Raw genomic sequence first — 13,063 nt, forward strand, 5'->3', positions numbered from 1 at the left:
GTGATACGGACAGCCGGCCAGAGGCCGGCTCTACAGGACGTGCCGGCCCGGTGGGCCGGCAGCTCCGTTCAGCGGCGTTCGTCGATCGGCACGAAGGCCTGGTCTTCCGGGCCGGTGTAGTTGGCGCTGGGGCGGATGATCTTGCCGTCGATGCGCTGTTCGATCACGTGCGCGCTCCAGCCCGAGGTGCGGGCGATCACGAACAGCGGGGTGAACATCGCGGTCGGCACGCCCATCATGTGGTAGCTGACGGCGCTGAACCAGTCCAGGTTCGGGAACATCTTCTTGATGTCCCACATCACCGATTCCAGGCGATCAGCGATGTCGTACATCTTCAGGTTGCCCTGCTCGGCCGACAGCTCGCGGGCCACGTCCTTGATCACCTTGTTGCGCGGATCACTGACGGTGTAGACCGGATGGCCGAAGCCGATCACCACTTCCTTGCGCTCGACGCGGGCCTTGATGTCGGCCTCGGCTTCGTCCGGCGAGTCGTAGCGCTTCTGCACTTCGAACGCCACTTCATTGGCGCCGCCGTGCTTCGGCCCGCGCAGCGCGCCGATGCCGCCGGTGATGCAGCTGTACATGTCGCTGCCGGTACCGGCAATGACGCGGCAGGTGAAGGTGGAGGCGTTGAACTCGTGCTCGGCGTACAGGATCAGCGAGGTGTGCATCGCCTTCACCCACGACTGCTGCGGCGGCACGCCGTGCAGCAGGTGCAGGAAATGACCGCCGATGGAGTCGTCGTCGGTTTCCACGTCGATGGCGCGGCCGTTGTGGCTCCAGTGGTACCAGTACAGCAGCATCGACCCCAGGCACGCCATCAGCTTGTCGGCGATGTCGCGTGCACCGGGGTGGTTGTGGTCGTCCTTCTCCGGGGACACACAGCCCAGCACGGACACGCCGGTGCGCATCACGTCCATCGGGTGTGCCGACGGCGGCAGCTCCTCCAGCGCGGCCTTGACCGCCGCCGGAATGCCGCGCAGCGACTTCAGCTTCGCCTTGTAGGCGGCCAGTTCGGCACGGGTGGGCAGCTTGCCGTGCACCAGCAGGTGGGCGATTTCCTCGAACTCGCTGGTGGTAGCCAGGTCCAGGATGTCATAGCCGCGGTAGTGCAGGTCGTTGCCGCTGCGGCCGACGGTGCACAGCGCGGTGTTGCCCGCGGCGGTACCCGACAGGGCGACGGACTTCTTCGGCTTGAAGCCGGGGGCGGTGGTTGCTTCGCTCATGATCCCTCCAGAAAACAATGGTGCGACGTTACTTCTTGGCGGCGAACAGCGCATCGAGCTGCTGTTCGAAGGCGTGGTAGCCGATACGGTCGTACAGTTCCTCGCGCGTCTGCATGCTGTCCACCACGTTCTTCTGGTGGCCGTCGCGGCGAATGGTCTCATACACGTTCTCGGCGGCCTTGTTGGCCGCGCGGAACGCCGACAGCGGGAACAGCTGGATGGCCACGCCGGCCGAGGCCAGTTCGTCGCGGCTGAACAGCGGGGTCTTGCCGAATTCGGTGATGTTGGCCAGCACCGGCACCTTCACCGCATCCACGAAGCGACGGTAGGTGGCCAGGTCATAGGCGGCCTCGGCAAAGATGCCGTCGGCGCCGGCCTCCACGCAGGCGATGGCGCGTTCGATCGCCGCATCCACGCCGTCCACCTGGATGGCGTCGGTGCGCGCGATCAGGAAGAAGTCCGGATCGGTCTTCGCGTCGGCCGCGGCCTTGACCCGGTCCACCATCTCGCCCTGGGTGACGATTTCCTTGCCCGGACGGTGCCCGCAGCGCTTGGCGCCCACCTGGTCCTCGATGTGGCAGGCCGCCGCGCCGGCCTTGATCAGCGATTTCACGGTGCGTGCGATGTTGAACGCACTGGGACCGAAGCCGGTGTCGATGTCGACCATCAGCGGCAGGTCGCAGACGTCGGTGATCCGCCGCACGTCGATCAGCACGTCCTCCAGGGTATTGATGCCCAGGTCCGGCAGGCCCAGCGAACCGGCCGCGACGCCACCGCCGGACAGGTAGATCGCCCGGTAACCGGCGCGCTGCGCCAGCAGGGCGTGGTTGGCGTTGATCGCGCCGATCACCTGCAGCGGCGACTCGGCGGCCAGCGCGGCGCGGAAGCGGGCGCCGGCGGAGGAAACAGCGGTGCTCATGGGCAACATTCCATCAAGAGTGACTCCACGACAGCCGCAAGGGCCATGCCAACCGACAAGTCATTGATTTCATTGACGTCACCCCTGCCGGGCAACGTTTCATATTGAAACATTGAAACATATGTAACATGGCTGGAACTGAAACACGGTCGCTGCCATGTCCATCCGCCTGCCCCACTCCCGTCTGGCCGATCCCGAGCGCGGCGCGCTGCCGGTGATCTGGACGGTCAGCGTGTCGCGCCTGACCGGACTGCTCGGCGATGTGATTCCCGAATTCGATCGTCGCGCCCGCATCGTGCCGATCAACCTGGGCTTTGAGGAGGCCGTGGATGTGATCGGCCAGCGCCTGCGCCGCGAGCACTGCGACGTGGTGATTGCCGGTGGCTCCAATGCCGCCTACCTGCGCAGCCGGCTGGAGGTGCCGCTGGTGCCGATCCAGGCCAACGGCTTCGACCTGATGGAAGCGCTGGCCCGGGCGCGTCGCATCGCATCGCGGATCGGGCTGGTCACCCATGCCAGCGATGTTCCGAGCTTCAACAGCTTCCAGCACAGTTTCGGGCTGGACATCGAGCACCGGCGCTTTGTCACCCGCGAAGACGCGCGTGACTGCATCGCCGACCTGCGTGCCAACGGGATCGAAGTGATCGTCGGCACCGGCATGGCCATCGACCATGCCGAGCGGGTGGGCCTGCCCGGGGTGCTGCTGTATTCGGCCGACTCGGTCCGCCAGGCCTTCGAGCATGCGCTGGAGCTCACCCAGACCCTGGCCCGCTCCGGCGCCACGCCGCCGCGGCGCCGCAGTAGCAGCGGGCGGCGTCCTGCCGCGCCGGTGCTGCTTGGCGACAGCCCGCTCATGCAGCAGGTCCGCGAACGCATTGCCCTGTACGCACCGCACGACAGTACGGTGCTGGTGACCGGGGCTACCGGAACCGGCAAGGAGCTGGTCGCGCGCCAGCTGCATGCAGCCAGCGGTCGCAGCGGCCGCTTCGTGGCGCTGAACTGCGGGGCCATCAGCGAATCGCTGTTGGAAGCGGAACTGTTCGGCTACACCGAAGGGGCCTTTACCGGTGCCCGCCGCGGTGGGCGGGTCGGCCTGGTCGAGGCCGCCGACGGCGGCACGCTGTTCCTGGACGAGATCGGCGAACTGCCGCTGCCGCTGCAGACGCGCCTGCTGCGGGTACTGGAGGAACGCGAAGTGCTGCGCGTAGGCGCCACCGAGCCGACTCCGGTCAACCTGCGGGTAGTGGCGGCCACGCTGCAGGCGTTGGAATCGCTGGTGGAGACGCAGCGCTTCCGCCGCGACCTGTACTACCGGCTGGCGGCCCTGCGTATCGCCCTGCCGGCCCTGAGCGAGCGGCCGCAGGATGTCGCCGTGCTGCTGGAGCACTTCTTCCAGCAGCTGGGACAGCGCCCCTCGCCACTGGATGCGGCGGCCACCGAGCGGCTGTGCGCGTACGCCTGGCCGGGCAACGTGCGCGAACTGCGCAACCTGGTCGACCGCCTGCGCATCCATTGGCCGGCACAGGCCGGCGTGCTGCGGCTGGCAGACCTGCAGCCGTGGCTGCCCGAGCTGCAGCAGATCGCGCCCGCGGCAGCGGCGCCGCCCGCGCTGCCGCGGGGGGCTGCCGCGCGGCCTTCGCCGACCCAGCTGCAGCAATGGCTGGGCGAACATGGCGGCAACCGCGAACAGCTGGCGGCACGGCTCGGTGTGTCGCGAACGACCCTATGGCGCTGGATGCGGGACGGAGGCTGACGCGGATGCGGCGCAACCCGCGGTTGACCGACACGCAGATCAGGCGTCATCCGACATTGCATCAGGAAAATTCCTAAACCCATTCGCATATTTTTCGTGCTGCGACGTGTTCATCATTGCCGCTACTGCAAGCGCAGAATGCGACAACCGATCCAACGCGCTCAACCGCCTGTGCAGATGCACGCTATCGCGCAAAAGGCGACATTGGGGCGTGCCGCACCGGGATTTCCCGGTCTTACCCGGGCGTCCTGTCGCCCACACGCGTTTGGACTGATAGGCAAGAGCAATAGCACCGATCGCCATTGGCACAGCTGCTCCGGTGCGTCGGATTCATCAAGAAAAACCCCGTGTGAATTCTCTGCGCGAAACGGAATGTGCAAGCCCGGACGCCGCCGGTAGGTTCCGGATCACACCGGCAACGTTGCCGAGCCGGTGGAACGTCCGCTCACTGCCATCAGGAATTCCGCATGCTCCCAGCTTCCGCCAGGATCCTCCCCAGCTTCGTCCTCCGCGCTGCACACGTGCTGCGCGGTCGCCGCGATACGCCCATTCGTGTTCCTCCACACCCCATGCCGCTGACGGCCATCAGCAACCAGGCCGTTCGTGCGCTGCCCGCCCCGGTGAAGGTGACGCGGATGCCGTCGAACGCCGCCAATGGCGACCCTGGCGACCCGGCACGTGCGCCGGGCCCCAACCCGGAGGCATTGGACGTCCTGAGCGGGCAGATCCTGGGGCTGCTCGACACGGCGCACCGTGAACTGCCGGCCGGGTTCGGCAACGTCGTGGATGCGATGGCACTCAAGCGCGACCGGGCCCTGACCCGCAAAGAGTGCAGCCTGCTGCTGCGGGCGATCCGGTCGCTGCCGAAGCACGCCTACGCGGCAGAACGGCAGCAGCAGCTGCGCCGGGCACTCTACGACCTGACCCGGGCGGCACGCGCCGAGGCGATGCTGCACGAGCAGATCGCCCGCCACACCGAACGGGAACGCGTCAACGCGCTTCCCGGTTCGCAGCGCAGCGCCGGCACCGGCGGCATGCTGGGGGTCCGCTTCGGACTGCCAGGCGCGGCCGACGCGGGGCTGGCGGCAGGCGCACGCCAGGAATGCAGCACGGGCACGTTCGACGACCTGACCATCGGCACCATCCGCAGCGCCACGGTGATGGCGGAAGCCAGCGTGCAGGCGGGGGTCGCACCGGGGGTCGGCGTCAGCGGCAGCCTCAGCGGCTACTCGACCGAAGGCGATGCCGAGATTTCGATGTCGATGCGCACCCGGGTGCTGCGCCTGGCGCACGCATCGGTGGCACGCCGACTGGGCGGCAACGCGCTGCAGCGCGCGTTCAAGCGCGTGGTCGAGCCGCGTCGCGACCGGTATGACGAGCGTACCAGCCGCGCCCAGGCCTGGCAGTCCGCGCCGACGCTGCCGCTGCTGCTGGGGGAACAGGCGGTACTGCGCCCGCTGGACTTCGGCAAGCGCCCACTGCTGATCCGCGCCGGCATGACCACCCACGGTGCCGCACTGGGCGGCTCGGTCGGCCATGGCGTCGGCCAGTTGGGCGCCAACGCTGCGGTGAGCCGCACCGAGCTGCGCGCCTCGCTGCCCACCCGGCTGACCGAGCTGGCCAGCGACGGCCGGCCCGCAAGCCACACCCCCGAGATCCGCAAGGTGCTGGACGCGCGCGTTGCGCATCTGCTCGCCCGCCTCGGCGAGGTGCGCTCTCCGGCCCTGCGCAAGGTGCGCAAGCTGATGCAGCAGCCGCGGCGTCCGGACGCCATGAGCAAAAGGCTGGACGCGGCAGGGCATGTGGGTGTGGCCTTCGACCACCTTCAGGCACTGGCCGACCTGTCACGGCGTGCGCCTGCGCAGGCCGCCGCGCCGCTGGCGTCGCTGGCGCAGGACTGGGGCGGGCCGGGCGCCACGCGCGAAGCGGTCATGATCCACATGCTCGACACCCTGGCCTGGCTGCAGTCGGCTCCCGAGCCGGATGCCGGGCCGGCGCACGCGCAATGGGAACACCTGCAGCGTACGGTCCAGGCCACTGCCCGACGCATCCAGGACACCACCCTGCCGCATGATCGCGAACGGGTGCATCGCGCCACCCACGCGTTCCGCGAGCAGATCCAGCGCATTGCCACTACCCGCGGCACCGTGTCGCTGTCGGCCGCGCTGCCCCTGTTCGGTGCGGGCGGTGAGGTGTCCGTGGCCCGCCATGTCCGCCAGGACCCGGACCCGTTGCGCGACGGGACCTACCTGGAAGTGACCCTGGCCGCCCGTCTCGGTCCGGCCCTGGGCACCATCCTGTCCCACGTGGAACAGCAGCTTCCGGAATGGGGCACCCTGCCACTGCGCGAAGCGCAGGCGCTGATCGACCCGCTGACCACCGGCCTCGACATCACCGGCACCGTCCAGTGCGTGGTGCGCTTCTTCCGCCCTACCTTCCAGACCGATCCGGACTTCCCGGCGTCGGCGCGGGGCAACCACCTGCATGCCGTGCGGCTGGCCACCGGCGGTTCGCAGACCGTGGGCGTGACCGTGCCGGTACCGGTGCTTCCGGGGGTATCACCCACCCTGTCCGTGCAGCATGCGCGGACCACCCAGACCACCCGCCATGACCGTCTCGGGGAAGGCACGCTGACCAGCCCGCTGATGCGCTACCAGGCGTTGTGCTCGGCCACCACCCCACGTGCCGAGACCTGGGCGGCGCTGCTGGACACGCACGGCGCAGACCTGGACCGGCTGGCCCAGGCGCTGCAGGACCCGCGCTCGGTTCCAGCGCTGGAAGCACGCTACTGGCTGCAGCGTGAGCCGGCCAGCAGCACCGGCGCGTCGCCGACCCGACGCGCGGTGCCCGATACCACCACGCTGGATGCCTTCGCCCGGGAAGCCGACCGCGCAACCCGCCGTGAGCAGCTGCACGCGCTGTTCGAGGCGGTGGGCGCAATCACCGGCGCGCAGAAGTCGATGTCGCCGCTGATCGGCAGCCTGATCCTGCCGGTGGTCGGCTGAGCGACACGCCGGCTGCCGCAGGCGTGCGGCAGCCGGCGCGGTCAGGGATAGAGCAGGCGCTTGCTCCAGCGGCCATCGGCGTCGATCTCGTAGCACCAGCGTTCGTGCAGGCGGAACTGCGCGCCGTACCAGAACTCGATCCGGCGCGGCACCACGCGCAGCCCTCCCCAGCCGTCCGGGCGTGGCACCTCACGGCCGGCAAAACTGGCCTCGGCGCTGGCCACGCGCGCATCGAACGCCTCACGCGAGGCCAGCGTGCGCGATTGCAGCGAGGCCCACGCACCGATCTGGCTCATGCGCGGACGCGAGGCGAAGTAGGCGTCCGCCTCGGCGGCGTCGACCTGTTCCACGCTGCCCTCGATGCGCACCTGGATGCCCGCGTCGCGCAGGCTGCGCCACAGGAACAGCAGCGCGGCATGTGGATTGGCCTGGAGGTCGCGTCCCTTGTGGCTGTCCAGGTGGGTATAGAACACGAAGCCACGGGCGTCGAAGGCTTTCAGCAACACCGTGCGCGCCGAGGGCTGGCCCGCCGCCGACACGGTGGCCACGGTCATGGCATTGGGTTCGATTTCGGCGCTGCTCCGCGCTTCGTCGTACAGCGCGGCAAAGGTGGAGAGCGCTTCTGCGTAGAGGTCGGTCATGGTGGGTATCTTGCGGGTCGGTTTGGGATTATTGTCACCGCATGCACGTTGCAGCGCACATGCCCCGGAACAAAGGATTTCCCGATGCACTGGTCGCGCAGGCGCTGGACGACGCGCTGGCGGCAGGCGCCGGCGTACCAGTATTGGCGATCAGCGGCCTGCAGGGCAGCGGCAAATCGACGCTGGCCGCCCAGGTGGTGGCGCTGGCCCAGCGGCGCGGCCTGCGCGCGGCCATGCTGTCCATCGACGACGTCTACCTGACCCGCGCCGATCGCCAGCGCCTGGCCCGCCAGGTGCACCCGCTGCTGCTGACCCGCGGTCCGCCCGGCACCCATGACCTGGCCCTGGCGCACGCCACGCTGGACGCCATCGCCGCACGCGCGCCGGTCGCGCTGCCACGCTTCGACAAACTGGCCGACGAGCGACTGCCCGTGGCGCAGTGGCCAAGGCTGCAGGAGGGGCTGGACCTGCTGGTGTTCGAAGGCTGGTTCCTGGGCACGCCGGCGCAGGCCGAGGATGAACTGGACACGCCGCTCAACACGCTCGAACGCGAAGCCGACGCCGATGGCCGCTGGCGCCGCTGGTGCAACCACGCGCTGGCCCAGCACTACCCCGCGCTGTGGCAGCGTTGCCACCGCCTGTGGTTCCTGCAACCGCCGGACTTCGCCGTGGTACCCCGCTGGCGCTGGCAGCAGGAGCAGAACCTGCAGGCCGCGCAGCCGCAGCGCAGCAGCATGAGCCGTGCCCAGCTGGAGCGCTTCGTGCAGTATTACGAACGGGTCAGCCGGCAGGCGCTGCGTACCCTGCCGGGGCTGGCCGACCGCGTGGTGGTGCTGGACGAACACCGCCGCGTGCTGCCCGAGGCGCGCACAGGGAGGTGGTAGCATCGCGGGTAATGAATCCCGCTCCGAACCTGATCCTGATTGGCCCGATGGGCGCCGGCAAAACCTGCATCGGGCGCCGCCTCGCCGAACGCTTCACCCTGGACTTCGTCGACGCCGACCAGGCCATCGTCGATGCGGCCGGTGCCAGCATTGCGACGATCTTCGAGCACTCCGGCGAGGCCGGATTCCGCCAGCACGAACGCCAGGTCATCCAGCAGCTGCTGGCGGGCCACGGCCAGCTGGTCTCCACCGGGGGCGGCGCCGTTCTGGACCCGGACAACCGCGCGGCGATCGCGCAACGCGGCTTCGTGGTCTACCTGCGGGTCAGCGTGGCCGCACAGCTGGAGCGGCTGGCCCGCGACCGCACCCGGCCGCTGCTGCAACGGCCCGACCGCGAGCAGGTACTGCACGCCATGGCCAGCGTGCGCGACCCGCTCTACCACGGCCTGGCCGACCTCACCCTCGACACCGATCTGTACACGCCGGGCGACGCCACCGCGCAGCTGGTGCTGCGCCTGGCCACGCACTGGCAGCGACTGGAACCTTCCGCATGACCGCTTCTCCCCGCACCGTCGCCGTGGGCGGCGACACGCCCTACACCATCCACATCGGCCCGGGCCTGCTGGGCCAGGGCGCGCTGCTGGCCCGGCACGTGCGCGGCCGCCACGTGCTGCTGCTCAGCGACAGCGCGGTCGCGCCGTTGTACCTGGCCGGGGTCCGGCAGGCGCTGCAGGCCGAACGCCCGGAGCTGCTGATCGGCGAGCTGGTGCTGCCGGCTGGCGAAGCCTCCAAGACCCTGGCCAGTTTCGGCCAGGCCATCACCGCGCTGGCGGCGCTGGGGGCGACCCGCGATGCCTGCGTGATGGCCCTGGGCGGCGGCGTGGCCGGCGACCTGGCCGGGTTCGCGGCTGCCTGCTGGATGCGCGGGGTCGACTGCGTGCAGTTGCCTACCTCCCTGCTGGCCATGGTCGATTCCTCGGTCGGTGGCAAGACCGCGGTGGACATCCCCGAAGGCAAGAACCTGGTCGGCGCGTTCCACCCGCCGCGCGCGGTGATCGCCGATACCGCCGCGCTGCGCACCCTGCCGCCGCGCGAACTGCGCGCCGGCCTGGCCGAAGTGATCAAGTACGGCGCGATCCGCGACCCGCTGTTCTTCCGATGGCTGCAGGCCGAGCACGCCGCGCTGCTGGCCGGCGACGACGCCGCGCTGGCCCAGGCGATCGCGCGCAGCTGCGAGCACAAGGCCGAGATCGTCGCCCGCGATCCGCTGGAACGCGGCGAACGCGCCCTGCTCAACCTGGGCCACACCTTCGGCCATGCGATCGAAACCGAGCAGGGCTACGGCGCGCCCGGCAACGACAACCTCAACCACGGCGAAGCCGTCGCGGTGGGGATGGTGCTGGCCGCGCGGCTGTCGGCACAGTTGGGCATGAGCCCTGCGGAGGACACCGGGCACCTGCGCGACCTGCTGCTGCGCTACGAACTTCCGGTGGAGATCCCTGCCGGGCTGCAGCCCGACGCGCTGCTGGCGCGGATGCGGCTGGACAAGAAGAACGTGGCCGGTCGCCTGCGCCTGGTGCTGTGGCAGGGCATCGGTCGCGCGCAGGTCGTGGGCGACATCGATGAAGCCGACGTCCTGCAGGTACTTCGGGGGCAGTGACGGCCGCGTTGCCGGTTCGCGGCTACAATCGCGGCCATGCGCGTTTTCCTGCTGCACGCCCCGGTCGGCACCGAGCCGGCCCACTATCTCCAGCTCACGCTGCAGCCGGACCTGTTCGGCAGCTGGGAGCTGCTGCTCGAGTCGGGTCCGGTTGGCGGGCGCGCGCGGTTGCGCCGCCAGCAGTTCGCCGATGAAGCCGAGGCCCGGGCGGCCTTCGACAAGGCGCGTGACGCCGAGCTGCGGCGCGGCTACCAGATCACCTGAACCCGATTCCAAGGAAGCATCCCGTGACCAACCCCTCCCGCCACGATCGCCTGCTGCGCGCCCTGCGCCGCGAACCGGTGGACTGCACCCCCGTCTGGTTGATGCGCCAGGCCGGCCGCTACCTGCCCGAGTACCGCGCCACCCGCGCCAAGGCCGGCAGTTTCCTGGCCATGGCCAAGAACCCGGACATCGCCTGTGAGGTCACCCTGCAGCCGTTGCGCCGCTTCGACCTGGACGCGGCCATCCTGTTCTCGGACATCCTGACCATTCCCGACGCGATGGGCCTGGAGCTGTATTTCGTGGAAGGCGAAGGCCCGAAGTTCCGCCACCCGGTACGCGACGCCGCCGCGATCGCGCGGCTGGGCGTGCCGGACATGGAAACCGAGCTGCGCTATGTGATGGACGCGGTGCGGGTGATCCGCCGCGAGCTGGATGGCCGGGTGCCGTTGATCGGCTTCTCCGGCAGCCCGTGGACGCTGGCCTGCTACATGGTCGAAGGCGGCGGCAGCAAGGACTTCGCGCGGATCAAGGCGATGGCGCTGAACGAACCGGCCGCGCTGCACCAGCTGCTCTCGGTGGTGACCGACGCGGTGGTGGCCTACCTGGCCGCACAACGTGCCGCCGGCGCACAGGTGCTGCAGGTGTTCGACACCTGGGGCGGCGTGCTCAGCCCGGCCATGTACCGCGAATTCTCGCTGCGCTACCTGACCCGCATCGCGCGCGAGCTGGAACGCGGCGAAGGCGGGCAGCGCACCCCGCTGATCCTGTTCGGCAAAGGCACCGGCCTGCACCTGGCCGACCTGGCCGACACCGGCGCCGACGCGCTGGGGGTGGACTGGACCCTGGACCTGGCCGACGCGGTGGCCCGTACCGGGGGTCGCGTGGCGCTGCAGGGCAACCTGGACCCGGCCACGTTGTACGGCAACCCGGAGGCGATCGAACGTGCCGCCGGGGAGGTACTGGACAGCTACGCGCGCGGCAATGGCGGTTCCCGCGAGGGCCACGTGTTCAACCTCGGCCACGGCATGTCGCCGGACATGAATCCCGACCATGTGCAGGTCCTGGTAGAAGCCGTACATTCCATCAGCCGCCGTTGATGTAAGACCGCGCACGTCGCCAAGCCACGCACGTCGGCGCGGCGCCCGTCACCGGCCATTGCCCCGCATCTGCGATCATGTGCACCTCGTTGATGAAGGTGCACACGATGACGACCCCCAGCTACGCCTCGTTCCGGCCCCTGTTGTGGCTGGTGTCGCTGGCGATCTTCATGCAGATGCTGGACTCGACCATCGTCAACACCGCACTGCCGGCGATGGCGCGCAGCCTGGGCGAAAGCCCGCTGCAGATGCAGTCGGTGGTGTTCAGCTATGCCTTGGCGGTGGCCACCTTCATCCCTGCCTCCGGCTGGATCGCCGACCGCTTCGGTACGCGCCGCACCTTCCTGGCCGCGATCATCCTGTTCACCCTGGGCTCGCTGGCCTGCGCGCTGGCGCAGACCCTGCACCAGCTGGTCGCCGCGCGCGTGCTGCAGGGCGTGGGCGGCGCGATGCTGCTGCCGGTCGGCCGCCTGGCGGTGATGCGCTCGGTAGCGCGCGAGCAGTTCCTGCGCGCCATGAGTTTCATCGCCATTCCGGCCCTGGTCGGCCCGCTCATCGGCCCTACGCTGGGCGGTTGGCTGGTGGAAGTGGCGTCCTGGCACTGGGTCTTCCTGATCAACCTGCCGATCGGCGTGATCGGCTACGTGGCGGCACTGAAGATCATGCCCGACCACTATGCCGAACACCGCACCCGCTTCGACATCGCCGGCTACCTGATGCTGGCCTTCGGCATGGTGGTGTTGTCGCTGGCGCTGGACGGCATCTCCGGGATGGGCACCCCGCATGCCCTGGTCATGCTGATGACCGTGGCCGGGCTGGCTGCACTGGTCGGCTATTGGCTGCATGCGGCCAATTCCACCGCGCCGCTGTTCTCGCTGGCCCTGTTCCATGTGCCCAGCTATCGCATCGGCATTCTCGGCAACCTGTTCTCGCGGATCGGCAGCAGCGCGATGCCACTGCTGATTCCCCTGCTGCTGCAGGTGGGCATGGGCATGAGCCCGATGAACGCCGGTCTGTTGATGATCCCGGTGGCCGCCGCCGGCATGCTGTCCAAGCGCTACGCGGTGAAGCTGGTCGAACGCTTCGGCTACCGTCGCGTGCTGATGGTCAACACGGTGCTGGTGGGGCTGGCCATGGCCAGTTTCATCTTCATGGTGCCGGGCCAGCCGATGTGGCTGCGGGTGCTGCAGCTGGCGCTGTTCGGCGCGGTCAACTCACTGCAGTTCACCGTGATGAACACGGTGACCCTGCGCGACCTCGACCGCGATTTCGCCAGCTCCGGCAACAGCCTGCTGTCGATGGTGATGATGCTGGCCACCGGCTTCGGCGCGGCCGCGGCCGGCAGCCTGCTGGCCGCGTTCGGCCAGCTCGACGCACTGCACGGCGCCACGGCCGCGCTGCACGCCACGTTCGTCTGCGTAGGGGTGATCACCCTCACCTCCACCGTGATCTTCTGGCAGCTCCCCGACACCCGCCCCTCGCCCCGCGAGGTGGAGGAGGTCGCCGAATAGGCGACCTTCGTAGGAGCGGACCGTGGGTCCGATGGCATTCCGGCGCCGCAGGCTGTTCCGCGACCGCGGTGGCGGCGACTGTCAGTCGGCGGCGGGGTCTGCG

General features: G+C 69.4%; 11 protein-coding genes. 8 read left to right on the forward strand and 3 right to left on the reverse strand.

The window, feature by feature from the left end; translation table 11 throughout:
- Positions 1-68: 68 nt before the first annotated feature.
- Positions 69-1,226 (reverse strand): 2-methylcitrate synthase, encoded by a 1,158-nt coding sequence (gene prpC / locus ACIGII_RS15095; protein ID WP_399639410.1) that lies wholly within the window; start codon positions 1,224-1,226, stop codon positions 69-71.
- Between the two features lie 28 nt (positions 1,227-1,254).
- Positions 1,255-2,154: a methylisocitrate lyase gene (prpB, locus tag ACIGII_RS15100; protein WP_399639407.1), complete on the reverse strand. Its 900-nt coding sequence runs from the start codon at positions 2,152-2,154 to the stop codon at positions 1,255-1,257.
- Between the two features lie 148 nt (positions 2,155-2,302).
- On the opposite strand from prpB, the gene prpR reads away from it, so the two are divergent.
- Complete coding sequence (gene prpR / locus ACIGII_RS15105; protein ID WP_399639404.1) at positions 2,303-3,898, forward strand: propionate catabolism operon regulatory protein PrpR; 1,596 nt, start codon at positions 2,303-2,305, stop codon at positions 3,896-3,898.
- Between the two features lie 467 nt (positions 3,899-4,365).
- Positions 4,366-6,903 (forward strand): hypothetical protein, encoded by a 2,538-nt coding sequence (locus tag ACIGII_RS15110; protein WP_399639402.1) that lies wholly within the window; start codon positions 4,366-4,368, stop codon positions 6,901-6,903.
- 41 nt (positions 6,904-6,944) lie between these two features.
- Here ACIGII_RS15110 and pdxH read toward each other — a convergent pair whose 3' ends face one another.
- Positions 6,945-7,544: a pyridoxamine 5'-phosphate oxidase gene (gene pdxH, locus ACIGII_RS15115; protein ID WP_399639399.1), complete on the reverse strand. Its 600-nt coding sequence runs from the start codon at positions 7,542-7,544 to the stop codon at positions 6,945-6,947.
- A 41-nt stretch (positions 7,545-7,585) separates the two neighbouring features.
- On the opposite strand from pdxH, the gene ACIGII_RS15120 reads away from it, so the two are divergent.
- From ACIGII_RS15120 to mdtD, 6 genes are all read left to right on the forward strand, one after another.
- The gene (locus tag ACIGII_RS15120; RefSeq protein WP_399639396.1) at positions 7,586-8,428 is read left to right on the forward strand and encodes a kinase; all 843 of its coding nucleotides are present in this window, start codon (positions 7,586-7,588) and stop codon (positions 8,426-8,428) included.
- Between the two features lie 11 nt (positions 8,429-8,439).
- The gene (locus ACIGII_RS15125; protein WP_399639393.1) at positions 8,440-8,982 is read left to right on the forward strand and encodes a shikimate kinase; all 543 of its coding nucleotides are present in this window, start codon (positions 8,440-8,442) and stop codon (positions 8,980-8,982) included.
- The gene (aroB, locus tag ACIGII_RS15130) at positions 8,979-10,088 is read left to right on the forward strand and encodes a 3-dehydroquinate synthase (protein WP_399639390.1); all 1,110 of its coding nucleotides are present in this window, start codon (positions 8,979-8,981) and stop codon (positions 10,086-10,088) included. The genes ACIGII_RS15125 and aroB overlap by 4 nt, the downstream gene beginning before the upstream one ends.
- Positions 10,089-10,124: 36 nt before the next feature.
- Positions 10,125-10,352 (forward strand): WGR domain-containing protein, encoded by a 228-nt coding sequence (locus tag ACIGII_RS15135; RefSeq protein ID WP_399639388.1) that lies wholly within the window; start codon positions 10,125-10,127, stop codon positions 10,350-10,352.
- 23 nt (positions 10,353-10,375) lie between these two features.
- On the forward strand, positions 10,376-11,449 hold the full coding sequence (gene hemE / locus ACIGII_RS15140) for a uroporphyrinogen decarboxylase (protein WP_399639385.1): 1,074 nt from the start codon (positions 10,376-10,378) through the stop codon (positions 11,447-11,449).
- Positions 11,450-11,556: 107 nt separating this feature from the next.
- Positions 11,557-12,960 (forward strand): multidrug transporter subunit MdtD, encoded by a 1,404-nt coding sequence (gene mdtD / locus ACIGII_RS15145; protein WP_399639383.1) that lies wholly within the window; start codon positions 11,557-11,559, stop codon positions 12,958-12,960.
- The last annotated feature ends 103 nt before the right edge of the window (positions 12,961-13,063 follow it).

Origin of the sequence: Stenotrophomonas sp. NPDC077420 (assembly GCF_044543385.1) — a bacterium.
In the GTDB taxonomy this organism is placed as follows: Bacteria; Pseudomonadota; Gammaproteobacteria; order Xanthomonadales; family Xanthomonadaceae; genus Stenotrophomonas.